Consider the following 14,124-nt stretch of genomic DNA (forward strand, 5'->3'; position numbering starts at 1 on the left):
CAGGGGCGTTTTTCGTGTCCAGCCTTGTGGCCAGGATCAATCCTTCTTGAGGAAGCCCGAGAACTTCTTCTGGAAGCGCGAGACGCGGCCGCCGCGGTCCATGAGCTGGGCGTTGCCGCCGGTCCAGGCCGGGTGCGATTTCGGGTCGATGTCGAGGTTCAGCGTGTCGCCTTCCTTGCCCCAGGTGGAGCGGGTCAGGTACTCGGTTCCGTCGGTCATCACGACCTTAATCGTATGATAATCCGGATGAATTTCGGCTTTCATGGCAATTCCTAGGGCGCCCGGCGCCTTGCTTGAGGGGCTATCGAATGACGGATTTGGCCGGGTCTATACCTCACGGGCCCCCTTAAAACAAGCCATTGTGGGGACAGGAGAACCGGGCCGTCCCCTAAGGGACTTACCGGATTTGCCACTACCCTTGCACCGGCCTATGTGGAGCTAACTCCTCTTCCTGGGTCCGATCTCATGAGCGCAGTGGAACGGCTTGACGACCAATATCGCGAGGGCCAGATCGCGCCCGCTGAGACCGCCTCAATCGAAGCCGAGCTGATCGAGCAGCCCGCCAAGGGCCGCGCCAGGCTGCGCCCGCTGATGGCGCTTGCACCCTATGTGAACCGCTATCGCGGCCGGGCGGCGCTGGCCTTCGTCGCGCTCACGGTTGCCGCGCTGACCACGCTGCTGGTGCCGGTCGCGGTGCGCCGGATGATCGATTTCGGCCTGACGCCCGAGGGCATCGAGCTCATCAACAGCTACTTCTCGGTGATGATCGCGGTGGTGGCCGTGCTCGCGCTCGCAAGCGCCTCGCGCTACTATCTGGTGATGACGATCGGCGAGCGCATCGTCGCCGATCTCAGGCGCGATGTCTTTGCGCATCTGCTCTCGCTGTCGCCGTCTTTCTTCGATTCCGCGCGCAGCGGCGAATTGGTGTCGCGGCTCACTGCCGATACCACGCAAATCAAATCCGCCGTCGGCGCCTCGGTGTCGATCGCGCTGCGCAACCTCATGATGTTCTTCGGTGCAGCTGCGATGATGGTGATCACCAGCCCGCGCCTCTCCGGCTTCGTGCTGCTGGCGATCCCCCTGATCGTGCTGCCGCTGGTCGCCTTCGGGCGCTGGGTGCGGCGGCTGTCGCGTAACGCGCAGGACACGCTGGCCGACGCGTCCGCCTATGCCGGCGAGCTGGTCGGTGCGATCCGCACCGTGCAGGCCTATACCAGCGAGGGGCTGGCCGCGAAGCGCTTCGGCGGCGAGGTCGAGCAGGCCTACGAGGCCGCGCGCACCTCCACCCAGGCCCGCGCCGTGCTCACCGCCATCGTCATCTTCATCGTGTTCGCAAGCGTGGTCGGGATCCTCTGGATCGGCTCGCATGACGTGCTCACCGGCACGATCACGCCGGGCCGGCTCGGCCAGTTCGTGCTCTATGCGGCCTTTGCCGCGGCCGGCCTCGGCCAGCTCAGCGAGGTCTGGGGCGAGGTGTCGGCCGCATCAGGCGCAGCCGAACGCCTGTTCGAGATCCTGCACGTGCAGCCCGACATCAAGGCGCCCGTCACGCCGCGCGCGCTGCCGGTGCCGGCACGCGGCGAGGTCGGCTTCGATCAGGTCAGCTTCGCCTATCCGGCGCGGCGCGACGTCAATGTGCTCGACGCCGTGTCGTTCACCGTGCGCCCAGGCGAGAAGGTCGCGATCGTCGGCCCGTCCGGCGCGGGCAAGAGCACGATCTTCCATCTGCTGCTGCGCTTCTACGATCCGCGCAATGGCGCGATCTCGCTCGACGGCGTGCCGGTGAAGGCCGCCGACCCGCGCGATTTCCGCTCATGTATCGCGCTGGTGCCGCAGGAATCCAATGTCTTTGCGGCGAGCGCCCGCGAGAACATCCGCTTCGGCCGTCCCGATGCGACCGATGCCGAGGTCGAGCGCGCCGCCGAGCTCGCGCATGCCGCCGAGTTCATCCGCCGCCTGCCCGAAGGTTTCGACACCCCGCTCGGCGAGCGTGGCGTCACGCTCTCCGGCGGCCAGCGCCAGCGCATCGCGATCGCACGCGCCATCTTGCGCGATGCACCGCTTTTGCTGCTCGATGAAGCCACCTCCGCCCTCGACGCCGAAAGCGAGACGCTGGTGCAGACCGCGCTCGAAGAGCTGATGCGCCACCGCACCACGCTCGTCATCGCGCATCGCCTCGCCACCGTGCTGTCCTGCGACCGTATTCTGGTGATGGACCAGGGCAGGATCGTCGAGCAGGGCACCCATGCCGAGCTCGTTGCGGCGAACGGGCTTTATGCGAGGCTGGCGAGGTTGCAGTTCGAGGGGGTGTGAGGCGCGGGGCGCTCACGGGCACTTCGGCGAGCCCATCGGCACGTTCGGCCAGGGCCAGTTTTTCCAGCTGCCGCCCTCACCGATGCAGGCCGTGCCACCATTGGCCGGCGCCGGGCTGTCTGTCGGGGCAGGGGTATTCGTTGGCGCGGGCGAACCCGTCTCACTCGCCGTCTTGGGGAGCGGAGCGAGGCGCTGATCGACATAGATCGTCGAGACATAGCCGGCGACGATGACGCCGAGAAACACCGAAGACCCCTTGGCCAGATCGCTCAGCCGCATCGATCCTCTCCATCTGCTTTGGTCGTTGTCACGCTAGCGAATCCCGCCGCGCTATTGCGTGACATCAGTCACGGCCGCCACGTCATCTTCAGCACCGGCCGTCCCGACGTCGGGTTCACGTCTACGCCGGCATGGGCAAAGCCGTTGCGTTCGTAGAAGCGGATCGCGCGGCCGTTGTCCTTGTTAACCAGCAGCGTGACGCCCGATGGCGACAGGCGTTTTGCCTCGTCGACCAGCAACCGTGCCGCATCCGAGCCCCAATGGTTTGGGTCAACGACGAGCTGATCGAGATAGCCCTCGCCGTCGATGGTGACGAAACCGGTCAGCACGCCATCTTGTTCCGAGACGATGATTTGGGCCTTCGGCACCAGCTCGCTGCGCCAGCGCTCGCGCCACCAGTCCAGCCGTGCCGCGAAGTCGATCTGCGGATAGGCCTGCTGCCAGGTGCGATGCCAGAGGTCGATCGCCGCCGCTTCGTCGGCGTCCACATAGGGGCGGAGGTGGAGGGAGGTCATCAGTATGTACCGTCGTTCCGGGGTGCGCGCAGCGCGAACCCGGAACCTCGAGATTCCGGGTTCGATGCTTTGCATCGCCCCGGAATGACTGTCTCAAGAAGCACCACTACCGCTCCGTCAGCTTCAGCTCGATGCGGCGGTTGCGCTTGTAGGCGTCTTCGGTGTTGGCGGTGTCGAGCGGCTGGAATTCGCCGAAGCCGGCGGCGACCAGGCGCTGCGCCGGCACGCCGAGCGAGATCAGATACTGCACCACCGAGATCGCGCGCGCCGCGGACAGGTCCCAGTTCGACTTGAAGTTCGGGCCATTCACCGGACGCACGTCGGTGTGGCCGTCGACGCGCAGCACCCAGGCGATCTCGGCCGGGATCTTCTTGTCGAGCTCGATCAGCGCGGCTGCGACCGTATCGAGCTCGGCGCGGCCCTCGGGCAGCAGCGTCGCCTGTCCGGTGTCGAAGAACACTTCGGACTGGAACACGAAGCGGTCGCCGACCACGCGGATGTCGGGGCGATTGCCGAGGATGGCGCGCAGCCGGCCGAAGAACTCGGAGCGATAGCGCGACAATTCCTGCACGCGCTGCGCCAGCGCGACGTTGAGGCGCGAGCCGAGATCGGCGATGCGATTTTGGGATTCCTTGTCTTTCTTTTCTGAAGCATCGAGCGCTTCTTCGAGCGCCGCCAATTGCCGGCGCAGCGCGCTGATCTGCTGGTTCAGCACCTCGATCTGCGCCAGCGCTCGCGCCGAAACCGCTTTCTCGGAGTCGAGCGCCTTGCCGAGCTCGGAGGTCTTGCCTTGCGCGTCGTTGCCGGCAGCGGCGAGCCCGTCATAGAGGCCCTTCATGCGGTCGCGCTCGGTCTCGGCCGAGGCGAGGCCAGCCTTGAGCTGCGAGACCTGATCGTCCAGAGAGAGCTTGCCGAGCTTCTCCAGCGACAGCAGCTCAGTGAGCTGGGCGATCTTGGCGTTGAGCTGCTCCAGCGCCTTGTCCTTGCCGGTCACCTCCTGCGACAGGAAGAACTGCACGACCAGGAACACCGAGAGCAGGAACACGATCGACAGCACCAGCGTCGACAGCGCGTCGACGAATCCGGGCCAGTAGTTGAAGGCGCCTTCGCTGCGGCGGCCGCGGGCTAGAGCCATGCTCGCCTCTCAAATGCTGATTGCTTAACTCTTCTCGGGCTGGCGCGCGATGCGCTCCAGGAGGCGGCGGATCTCGCGGTTCTGCTCGCCCTGGCCGTCGGCCCATTCGCGGATCATCTGCTGCTCGGTCCGCATATGCGAGACCAGCGCCTGAATCGCTTCGGCAAGGCTCGCCATCGCCGCCGTGGTGCCGCGGCTGGCGCTGCCTTCCTCGAGCACGGAGCGCAAGCGTTCGACGGCGGCCTGGAGCTCGCCGCTGGCAACCCCGCCGCCACTGCTCGCGATGGCGGCGACCTCGCCGCTGCCGTATTCGCGCACGGTGGTGGCGAGCCAGTCCTCGAGGTCGGTGTAGAAGCGGTTCTGCGCCTGGCTCGATTGCAGGTCGAGGAAGCCGAGGATCAGCGAGCCGGCGAGGCCGAACAGCGAGCTGGAAAACGAAATGCCCATGCCGCCGAGCGGGGCGGCCAGCCCCTCCTTCAGCGTGTCGAACAGGGCGCCGGCATCGCCGCCGACCTTGAGGCCGTCGATCACCTTGCCGACCGAGCCGACCGTCTCGATCAGGCCCCAGAAGGTGCCGAGCAGGCCGAGGAAGACGAGCAGGCCGGTCATGTAGCGGGAGATGTCGCGGGCCTCGTCCAGGCGGGTCGCGATCGAATCGAGCAGGTGCCGCATCGTGGTCTGGGTGATGGACATTCGCCCGGTGCGCTCACCGCCCAGGATCATCGCCATCGGCGCCAGGAGCTTCGGGTGCCGGGCCGGCGCCAGGCCGGGATCGGCGATGCGGAAGTTGTTGACCCAGGACACCTCGGGATAGAGCCGGATGACCTGGCGGAAGGCCAGCACGATGCCGATGAACAGCACGGCCCCGATCAGGGCGTTCAGCCCGGGATTGGCGAAGAAGGCCTGGATGATCTGCTTGTAGAGCACCACGCCCACCAGCGTGCACAGCACCAGGAAGACCAGCATCCGGACCAGGAAGACGCTTGGCGAGGATAGTTTTGTGTACTCGATATCGAGGGAGGAGCGGGGCGAGGCGCCTGACGGCATGGCCGGTATCATCCATTACGACTGCTTGCTTGCCTCCGCACTATGGCACAGCGCTCGCCCAAAAAAAGCGCCGGATGTGCGGATTTCGGGAAGGGTGGGGAACCCGAAGCTGAAACCGGGCTTTGATAGAGACGTATTTTGAAAAACTTCGGCATTCCACAGGCTTAAGTCGGATTTTTTGCATGGCGATGTTTCTCGGAGGACTGACGGCCATCGCGCTCTCGCTCGCGGTCCTGATGGCCTTCGCCTGGGTCGTGCAGCAGCGCACCGGCAATTCCGGCTGGGTCGATACGATCTGGACCTTTGCGGTCGGCCTGGTCGGGGTGGGCAGTGCATTGTGGCCCATCGCGGGGGACGGTCCCAACGCCCGGCAATGGCTGGTCGCCGGCCTCGTGGCGGTCTGGTCGCTCCGGCTGGGCACCCATATCGCGATCCGCACCGCTGGGATCACCGACGATCCCCGCTATGCCGCCTTCGCCGCGGAGTGGGGGCTCAACGCCCCGCGGCGGATGTTCATCTTCCTGCAGAACCAGGCGCTCGGCTCGGTGCCGCTGGTGTTTTCCATTTTCGTCGCGGCGCATGTCCCTATGCCGGCGTTGCGGAGTCAGGACGTCCTCGGAGCTGTGATCCTGCTGATCGGGATCGCCGGCGAAGCGCTGGCGGATGCGCAGTTGCGCCGGTTCCGGCACGATCCCGCCAACCACGGCAAGGTCTGCGATGCCGGGCTGTGGCGCTGGTCGCGCCATCCCAATTACTTCTTCGAATGGCTCGGCTGGCTGGCCTATCCCGTGATCGGCCTTGCCGACGGATATGCGTGGGGCTGGGCCAGCCTGCTCGCGCCCGCCTTCATGTACTGGATTCTGGTCCACGTCACCGGCATCCCGCCTCTGGAGGCGCAGATGCTGCGATCGCGCGGCGAGCGCTACCGCGCCTATCAATCCAGAACCAGCATGTTCTTTCCCCTGCCACCGAGAGAGGGAATGGCCGCATGAGCGTCGTGTCCACGATCATTGGGACTGCCGAACGCGTGCCGCTGCCGGATCTCGTGGTCCGCGCCGCCATCCAGCGCCTGTGCTCGCGTACCGCAACGCGCCTGTCGGCGCACGGGGCAGGTGACGATGCCGCCTTTGCCGGACGGATGATGCTGCGGTCGATCGCCGAGCACGCGGACGCCGCCAACACCCAGCACTACGAGGTGCCGTCGAGCTTCTTCGCGCAGGTGCTGGGCCCGAACCGCAAATACTCTTCCTGCTTCTACAAGACCGATGCGACGACGCTGCAGGAAGCCGAGGAGGAAGCGCTGCGTCAGACCGTCGAGCACGCCGGTCTCGCCGACGGGCAGACCATCCTCGAACTCGGCTGCGGCTGGGGGGCGCTGGCGCTGTGGATGGCGCGGCAATTTCCGCATGCGAAGGTGACGGCGGTGTCGAACTCGCAGTCGCAGCGCGCCCATATCGAGGGGATGGCCCAGAGCCGCGGTCTGCTCAACTTGCGCGTCGTCACCGCCGACATGAACGTATTTGCGGCGGAGGGCCAGTTCGACCGCATCGTCTCGATCGAGATGTTCGAGCACATGATGAACTGGCGTAAGCTGATGACGCGCGTGCGCTCATGGCTCGCCCCCGAGGGGCGTTTCTTCATGCACATCTTCACCCATCGCGTCGGCTCCTACGTGTTCGACCACGCCAATCGCGAAGACTGGATCGCGCAGCACTTCTTCACTGGTGGCGTGATGCCGAGCCATCATCTCGTCAGGCAATATGCCGACATCTTCGCGATCGAGAAGGAATGGCGCTGGAGCGGCACGCACTATCAGCGCACCGCCAACGACTGGCTCGCCAATTTCGACGCGCAACGCGACACGATCGAAGCCTCTCTGCGCAACGTCTATGGCGACGAGACCTATTTGTGGATGCGGCGCTGGCGCTGGTTCTTTCTCGCCACCGCCGGCTTGTTCGGCTATGCCGATGGGACGGAGTGGGGCGTCAGCCACTACCGGATGAAGGCGGCAGACCTTTGAGCCTAAGCAGCCTTGCGGGTTCGCGGCTTCGCCGATCTGCGCGGCTTGCCGGACTTTCCGGATAAGGGGCGCGCAGTCAGACCTAAGCCAAGCGCGCGCAATACCCCCAGCATGGTTGAGAACTCCGGATTTCCGGTCTCGCCGAGTGCCTTGTACAGCCCTTCGCGGCTCAGCCCGGTCGATTTTGCTATCTCGCTCATGCCGCGGGCACGCGCAACCGTATTCACAGAGTCGCGGATGAACGCCGCGTCGCCAGTCTCCAGCGCCGCTGTAATGAACTCGGCTTGTGCTTCCGGCGTATCCAAATATTCCGCCGCATCAAATGGTGTTGTTTTCAGCGCCATTGCACTACTCCAGTTCCGCAAGCATCGCGCGTGCTCGCTTGATGTCCGCATCTTGCTTTCGCTTGTCGCCACCACAGAGCAGGATGACCGTCACGGCTCCGCGTTGCGCCGCATAGAGACGGTACCCCGGGCCGTAGTCTATTTTGAATTCAGACAGGCCCCCACCTAAAGACTTCACGTCGCCAAGTGCGCCGCGCTCGATCAATGTGATTCGGCTTACGATGCGCGCAACTGCGCGACGGTCGCGTAATCCGCCAAGCCAGCTCCGAAATGCTTCCGTCTCTACGACATCGACCACGATCATTTTGTAATCTATAGTTTACAATTGGGCAAGTCCCCCCCGTGAACCGGTCGATCACTTTGGCTGGGGCTCGTGATCGCTCTCGATGCGGCGCTGGCGTTGGTTTCTTCTCGCAGCCTCAGGCCTGTTCGGTTACGCCGACGGAACGGGTGGCGTCAGCCACTATCGGATGAAGGCGGCGGGGCGGGGCGCGTCGTGATGATTTCCGCGCCGTAGTCCAAGCCTACCTAAGTATGGTCACTTCATACCTGCGCGCGATAGTCCGGCCAGGTCCTTGGTGTTACCGATACATCCAGAGTGAAAGGCAACGGAACCGGCCAGCGAGCCGGCAGTTGCGGGACAAGGCCGGCGGCGTAGTGCCCACCGGCCTTTCTCCCTGCTCTGCCACTCAACTGATGTTGGCCGTCACAGCTGGTGCAGCGAGTACGCCATGAGAAACATCGCCGATCTCCTCGTGTGGCTCTGGCAGGGGAGCCAGCCCGCGCCCAACACTCAGGTTGCGGCCATGGCTGACAACCAAGATCGATCCAGCATGGCTGATTTTGTCAGGATCCTGCAGGCTTACGATAAGGCCCAGTAGCTTGTCGCAAGCTCCATCCTCGCAATGACATTGAGCTGAGAGGCACGCGCAGAGGCTGCGCCATTGCGATGTTCTGTCGCAGCGCGGCGCCGTGGAACCTGACTCACAATCTGGTGAGTCCCAAAAATCAGCCTGAACTCAGCGCGATAGCGCGTGTGACATTGAGCCGCCCGCGCGATGCGTTGCGTCGCAGTACGCCCATTCTATTTTGATCGCATCAGCCGCGCAGGAAGTCCAGGACGGGCGTTGCGCGAGGCGTGATCAGTTTCAACAATTTTGGGGCACCCCACTTCATGTCAGGACTTCGAGCGCGATCGGCATGCGTTGCAATGATGCTCGCGGCCCTTGCGCCGCTGCTAGCTGCTTGCGACGAATCTTCATCGGCCATTTCGGCTGCCCAGCCCATCGAACCCGACGTCAGCATCGTCACAGTCAAGCCGCAGCTGCGCGCCGTGGTGCGCGAGCTGCCGGGCCGGATCTCGCCGACGCGCGTCGCCGAAGTGCGCCCTCGCGTCTCCGGCATCGTGGTCGAGCGCCTGTTTCGCCAGGGCAGCGAGGTGAAGGCGGGCGATCCGCTCTATCGCATCGATCCGCGCCCGTTCGAGGTCGAGGTGATGGCCAATGAAGCCGCGCTTGCCAAGGCTGACGCGGCCTTGATGCAGGCGCAGCAGCAGGCGCGCCGTATCGCGACGCTGACCAGCCAGCGCGCCGCGCCGGAGGCCGAGAACGAAAAGACCATCGCCGCCGAGCTGCAAGCCAGGGCCGAGGTCGAAGGCCGCAAGGCCGAGCTCGCGCGGGCAAAGCTCAATCTCGATTATGCGACCGTGCGCGCGCCGATCGACGGCGTAGTCGGTGCCGCACTCGTCAGCGAAGGCGCGCTCGTCGTGCAGAACGAGACCAATCTCGCCACCGTGCAGCAGCTCGATCCGATTTATGCCGACTTCACCCAGTCGGTGACCGAGCTCAATCAGCTGCGCCGCGCTTTTGAAAGCGGCGATCTCGATCGCATCGAGGCCGATGCCGTCAAGGTGCGCCTCGTGCTCGACGACAACACCCTCTATGCGCTCGATGGCAAGCTGCTGTTCTCCGACGCCAAGGTCGACGCCCATACCGGCCAGGTGACGCTGCGCGGCGAGTTCCGCAATCCCAAGCGCGAGCTGCTGCCGGGCATGTATGTGCGTGTCCGTCTCGACCAGGGTCTGGACTCCGATGCGATCGCGGTGCCGCAGCAGGCGGTCCAGCGCAATGGCGGCGGCGGCAGCGAGGTGTTCGTCGTCAAGGACGACAACCGCATCGCGGTGCAGCCGATCCGGACCGGCTCCGTGCAGGACGGCATCTGGTTCGTCACCGACGGCCTGAAGGCCGGCGACAAGGTCGTGGTCGAGGGCTTCCAGAAGTTCGCGGCCGGCGACAAGGTCAAGCCGCAATCCTGGTCCGAGGCCGAGGCGAGCGCGGATAACCGGCACGCCCTCAAGGTCGCGCGGTAACGCATCATGGCGAGCTTCTTCATCGACAGGCCGATCTTCGCCTGGGTCGTCGCGCTGTTCATCTGTCTGATCGGCGCGATCTCGGTCCCGCTGTTGCCGATCGCGCAATATCCGATCATCGCGCCGCCCTCGATCTCGATCTCGACGAGCTATCCGGGCGCGTCGCCGGAAAACCTCTACAACAGCGTCACCCGCCTGATCGAGGAGGAGCTCAACGGCGCTTCCGGCATCCTCAATTTCGAATCGACCAGCGACTCGCTCGGCCAGGTCGAGATCATCGCCAATTTCCAGCCGGGCACCGACACCAGCGCGGCCTCGGTCGAGGTGCAGAACCGCATCAAGCGCGTCGAGGCGCGCCTGCCGCGCGCGGTGATCCAGCAGGGCATCTTGATTGAGGAAGCCTCGAGCGCGGTGCTGCAGATCATCACGCTGAACTCGACCGACGGCAGCCTCGACGAGGTCGGTCTCGGCGACTTCATGATCCGCAACGTCCTCGGCGAAATCCGCCGCATTCCCGGCGTCGGCCGCGCCACGCTTTATTCGACCGAACGCAGCCTTCGCGTCTGGGTCGATCCGGCCAAGCTGGTCGGCTACGGGCTCACGGCGGACGACGTCAACAAGGCGATCGCTGCGCAGAACGCGCAGGTCGCTTCGGGCAGCATCGGCGCGGAGCCGTCGACCGACAACCAGCGCACCTCCGCGCTGGTGCTGGTCAAGGGCCAGCTTTCGTCGCCGGATGAATTCGGCGCCATCATCCTGCGCGCCAATGCCGATGGTTCAACGGTGCGGCTGCGCGATGTCGCGCGCGTCGAGGTCGGCGGCCTCAGCTACCAGTTCAACACCCGCCTGAACGGCAAGCCGACGGCCGGTCTCTCCGTGCTGATGTCGCCGACCGGCAACGCGCTGGCGACCGCGAGCGCGGTCGAGGAGAAGATGAAGGAGCTGTCGCGCTTCTTCCCGGCCAACATCTCCTACGAGATCCCCTACAACATCACGCCGGTGGTCGAGGCCTCGATCAAGAAGGTGCTGACGACGCTGCTCGAGGCCGTGGTGCTGGTGTTCGTGGTGATGTTCTTATTTCTCCAGAACATCCGCTACACCATCATCCCGACCATCGTGGTGCCGGTGGCGCTCTTGGGCGCCTGTACCACGCTGCTGCTCGCAGGGTACTCCATCAACATGCTCTCGATGTTCGGCATGGTGCTCGCGGTCGGCATCCTCGTCGATGACGCCATCGTCGTGGTCGAGAACGTCGAGCGCATCATGGCCGAGGAAGGTCTGCCGCCGAAGGAGGCGACGCGCAAGGCGATGTCGCAAATCACCGGCGCCATCATCGGCATTACGCTGGTGCTGATGGCGGTATTCGTGCCGATGGCGTTCTTCCCGGGTTCGGTCGGCATCATCTACCGCCAGTTCTCGGTGACCATGGTCGCGGCGATCGGCTTCTCCGCCTTCCTCGCGCTGTCGCTGACGCCGGCGCTGTGCGCGACCTTGCTCAAGCCCGTCACGGCCGGTCATGGTCACGCAAAGAGGGGCGTATTCGGCTGGTTCAACCGCATGCTCGAAGGCGGCAAGGAGGGCTATTCCCGCACCGTCGGCTTCTCGCTCAAGCGCACCGGTCGCCTGATGATGATCTATGCTGCGCTGCTGGTCGGGTTGTCCTGGGCCTTCGTCAGTCTGCCCGGCGGCTTCCTGCCGGTCGACGACCAGGGCTTTGTCACCACCGACGTGCAGACGCCGTCGGATTCGTCCTACGGCCGCACCGAGGCCGTGATCGAGAAGGTCGAGAAATACCTGGCGGAGCGGCCGGGGGTCGACGACGTCACCTTCCTCACCGGCTTCAGCTTTTCCGGCCAGGGCATGAACACGGCGCAGGCCTTCATCACCTTGAAGGACTGGTCGGAGCGCGGACCGAAGGAATCCGCTGCCGCGATCGTTGCCGACATCAACCGCGATCTGTCGGCGTCGATCCGCGACGCCAAGATCTCGGCGCTGCAGCCGCCGCCGATCGACAATCTCGGCAATTCCTCGGGCTTCTCGTTCCGTCTCCAGGATCGCGGACAGAAAGGCTATCCGGCCCTGATGCGCGCCGCCGACCAGCTGATCGCGGAGGCCAATGCGAGCCCGGTGCTGCAGAAGGTCTATGTCGAGGGCCTGCCCGAGGCCGGCGTGGTCAATCTCGTGATCGACCGCGAGAAGGCCGGCGCCTTCGGCGTCACCTTCGAGGACATCAACAACACGATCTCGACCAATCTCGGCTCGAACTACATCAACGACTTCCCGAACCGCGGCCGCATGCAGCGCGTCGTGGTGCAGGCCGATAGCCGCGACCGCATGAAGACCGAGGACATCCTCAACTACAACGTCAAGAACAGCCGTGGCCAGCTGGTGCCGTTCTCCTCCTTCGCGACCGTCGAATGGTCGCGCGGCCCGACGCAGATCGCCGGCTTCAACTACTATCCCGCCGTGCGCATCTCGGGCGAAGCCAAGCCCGGCTTCACCTCGGGCGATGCGATCGCCGAGATGGAGAAGCTCGCCGGCAAGCTGCCGCGCGGCTTCGGCTACGAATGGACGGGACAGTCGCTCCAGGAGAAATTGTCCGGCTCGCAGGCGCCGTTCCTGCTGGCGCTGTCCGTGTTCGTGGTGTTCCTGTGTCTCGCCGCACTCTATGAGAGCTGGACCATTCCGCTCGCGGTGCTCTTGACGGTGCCGCTCGGCATCGTCGGCGCGGTGGTGGCGGCGATGCTGCGCGGCCTGCCCAATGACGTCTATTTCACCGTCGGCCTGATCACCATCATTGGCCTCGCGGCGAAGGACGCGATCCTGATCATCGAGTTCGCCAAGGATTTGCGCAAGGAAGGCAAGCCCCTGGTCGAGGCCACGATCGAGGCCTGCCGCCTGCGCTTCCGCCCGATCCTGATGACCGGCCTGGCCTTCATCTGCGGCGTGCTGCCGATGGCGATTGCCCACGGCGCCGGCGGAGCCAGCCAGCAATCGCTCGGCACCATCGTGATGGGCGGCATGATCGCGGTCGTGATCCTGGCGCTATTGATGGTGCCGGTGTTCTTCGTCTCCGTGCAGCGCGTGCTGGCGGGAGACAGGGAGCCGAGGGCGAAAGCCGAGGCGTATGGGCCGCCAGCGCCGGTGAAACCGTAGCAGCCAGCAGGCTGGTAAGGAGCGCACGCTGTCTCACCCTCTCTCCCCGCAAGCGGGGCGAGGGGGCGCACCGTCGATGCGTCGCGCTACGCTGGCTTCCGCAAAATCTTCACCAGCTCGCCGTGCACGAACTCGTTGCCGCACACGACGTGACCCGTCAGCAGCGGATCGCCCGGCGTGTTGATGTCGCTCACGGTGCCACCGGCTTCGCGCACCATCAGCATGCCGGCGGCGATGTCCCAGGATTGCAGATTGCGCTCCCAATAGCCGTCGAGGCGGCCGGCGGCGACGAAGGCGAGATCGAGCGAGGCGGCGCCGAAGCGGCGCAGGCCTGCGACGCGATCCTGGATCGCGGTCATCTCGCGGCGGAATTCCTCGTGGTCGCCGCGGCCGATATGGGGCAGGCCGCAGGCCACCACGCATTCGTTGAGCTGGCGGCGGCCGGCGACGCGCAGGCGCTGGTCGTTGAGGAAGACGCCCTTGCCGCGCTCGGCGATGTAGAGCTCGTCATTGGCGGGATTGTAGATCACGCCGGCGATCACGGTGCCTTCGCGCGCGAGCCCGATCGAGATCGCGAATTGCGGAATGCCGTGCAGGAAGTTGGTGGTGCCGTCCAGGGGATCGACGATCCAGGTGTGGCTCTTGTCGGTGCCCTCGCGCTGTCCCCCTTCCTCGCCGATGAAGCCGTAGCCGGGTCGCGCCTTGGCGAGGTCCTGGTAGAGGATCTCCTCGGCGCGCTTATCTGCGAGCGAGACGAAGTTGGCCGGCCCCTTCAGCGAGACCTGGAGATGCTCGATCTCGCCGAGATCGCGCTTGAGGCTGCGGCCGGCACGGCGCGCGGCTTTGACCATGACGTTGATAGTTGCGGAATACAGCATGAGTTCTGGTCTTGATCGGGGGGAGGGGGCGCGAAAACCGCGCCATTTGAGTGGGATTGGGTGCCCCGC

At 65.2% G+C, this 14,124-nt stretch carries 14 protein-coding genes and 1 pseudogene; 7 read left to right on the top strand and 8 right to left on the bottom strand.

Annotation, left to right across the window (positions count from 1 at the left end):
- Window positions 1-36 precede the first annotated feature (36 nt).
- The gene (rpmE, locus tag ACWAT4_RS05795) at window positions 37-264 is read right to left on the bottom strand and encodes a 50S ribosomal protein L31 (protein WP_027530154.1); all 228 of its coding nucleotides are present in this window, start codon (window positions 262-264) and stop codon (window positions 37-39) included.
- Between the two features lie 201 nt (window positions 265-465).
- Between rpmE and ACWAT4_RS05800 the strand changes: the two genes are divergently transcribed.
- Window positions 466-2,313: an ABC transporter ATP-binding protein/permease gene (locus tag ACWAT4_RS05800; RefSeq protein WP_449730013.1), complete on the top strand. Its 1,848-nt coding sequence runs from the start codon at window positions 466-468 to the stop codon at window positions 2,311-2,313.
- Window positions 2,314-2,325: 12 nt separating this feature from the next.
- Here the strand turns inward: ACWAT4_RS05800 and ACWAT4_RS05805 are convergent, their stop codons facing one another.
- From ACWAT4_RS05805 to ACWAT4_RS05820, 4 genes are all read right to left on the bottom strand, one after another.
- Window positions 2,326-2,592 carry a hypothetical protein gene (locus tag ACWAT4_RS05805; protein WP_449730014.1) on the bottom strand — a complete coding sequence of 89 codons (267 nt, stop codon included), beginning with the start codon at window positions 2,590-2,592 and terminating at the stop codon, window positions 2,326-2,328.
- 68 nt (window positions 2,593-2,660) lie between these two features.
- Window positions 2,661-3,107, bottom strand: a complete 447-nt coding sequence (locus ACWAT4_RS05810) for a GNAT family N-acetyltransferase (protein ID WP_212425869.1) — start codon at window positions 3,105-3,107, stop codon at window positions 2,661-2,663.
- A gap of 106 nt (window positions 3,108-3,213) precedes the next feature.
- Window positions 3,214-4,242: a peptidoglycan -binding protein gene (locus ACWAT4_RS05815; protein ID WP_212425870.1), complete on the bottom strand. Its 1,029-nt coding sequence runs from the start codon at window positions 4,240-4,242 to the stop codon at window positions 3,214-3,216.
- A gap of 24 nt (window positions 4,243-4,266) precedes the next feature.
- The gene (locus tag ACWAT4_RS05820) at window positions 4,267-5,289 is read right to left on the bottom strand and encodes a flagellar motor protein MotA (protein WP_212298323.1); all 1,023 of its coding nucleotides are present in this window, start codon (window positions 5,287-5,289) and stop codon (window positions 4,267-4,269) included.
- A gap of 182 nt (window positions 5,290-5,471) precedes the next feature.
- Between ACWAT4_RS05820 and ACWAT4_RS05825 the strand changes: the two genes are divergently transcribed.
- Window positions 5,472-6,281: a DUF1295 domain-containing protein gene (locus tag ACWAT4_RS05825; protein WP_449730015.1), complete on the top strand. Its 810-nt coding sequence runs from the start codon at window positions 5,472-5,474 to the stop codon at window positions 6,279-6,281.
- Window positions 6,278-7,309, top strand: coding sequence for an SAM-dependent methyltransferase (locus tag ACWAT4_RS05830; RefSeq protein ID WP_449730016.1), 1,032 nt, complete (start codon window positions 6,278-6,280; stop codon window positions 7,307-7,309). Before ACWAT4_RS05825 ends, ACWAT4_RS05830 begins: the two co-directional genes overlap by 4 nt.
- A 2-nt stretch (window positions 7,310-7,311) precedes the next feature.
- On the opposite strand, the gene ACWAT4_RS05835 is transcribed toward ACWAT4_RS05830, so the two are convergent.
- A complete protein-coding gene (locus ACWAT4_RS05835) occupies window positions 7,312-7,653 on the bottom strand; it encodes an addiction module antidote protein (RefSeq protein WP_449730017.1) in 342 nt (113 codons plus the stop codon).
- 4 nt (window positions 7,654-7,657) lie between these two features.
- Complete coding sequence (locus ACWAT4_RS05840; RefSeq protein WP_449730018.1) at window positions 7,658-7,957, bottom strand: type II toxin-antitoxin system RelE/ParE family toxin; 300 nt, start codon at window positions 7,955-7,957, stop codon at window positions 7,658-7,660.
- 73 nt (window positions 7,958-8,030) lie between these two features.
- On the opposite strand from ACWAT4_RS05840, the pseudogene ACWAT4_RS05845 reads away from it, so the two are divergent.
- The 4 genes and pseudogenes from ACWAT4_RS05845 to ACWAT4_RS05860 all read left to right on the top strand — a co-directional run.
- Window positions 8,031-8,153 (top strand): annotated as a pseudogene (locus tag ACWAT4_RS05845) (SAM-dependent methyltransferase); the annotation flags it as partial.
- 231 nt (window positions 8,154-8,384) lie between these two features.
- Complete coding sequence (locus tag ACWAT4_RS05850; protein WP_449730019.1) at window positions 8,385-8,534, top strand: hypothetical protein; 150 nt, start codon at window positions 8,385-8,387, stop codon at window positions 8,532-8,534.
- A 293-nt stretch (window positions 8,535-8,827) separates the two neighbouring features.
- Complete coding sequence (locus ACWAT4_RS05855; protein WP_212425874.1) at window positions 8,828-10,021, top strand: efflux RND transporter periplasmic adaptor subunit; 1,194 nt, start codon at window positions 8,828-8,830, stop codon at window positions 10,019-10,021.
- A 6-nt stretch (window positions 10,022-10,027) separates the two neighbouring features.
- Entirely contained in the window at window positions 10,028-13,177 is a 3,150-nt protein-coding gene (locus tag ACWAT4_RS05860) for a multidrug efflux RND transporter permease subunit (RefSeq protein WP_212298317.1), read from the top strand.
- An 86-nt stretch (window positions 13,178-13,263) separates the two neighbouring features.
- Here the strand turns inward: ACWAT4_RS05860 and ACWAT4_RS05865 are convergent, their stop codons facing one another.
- Window positions 13,264-14,055, bottom strand: a complete 792-nt coding sequence (locus tag ACWAT4_RS05865) for an inositol monophosphatase family protein (RefSeq protein WP_212425876.1) — start codon at window positions 14,053-14,055, stop codon at window positions 13,264-13,266.
- Window positions 14,056-14,124 lie beyond the last annotated feature (69 nt).

The organism is Bradyrhizobium sp. T-1 (assembly GCF_053592855.1).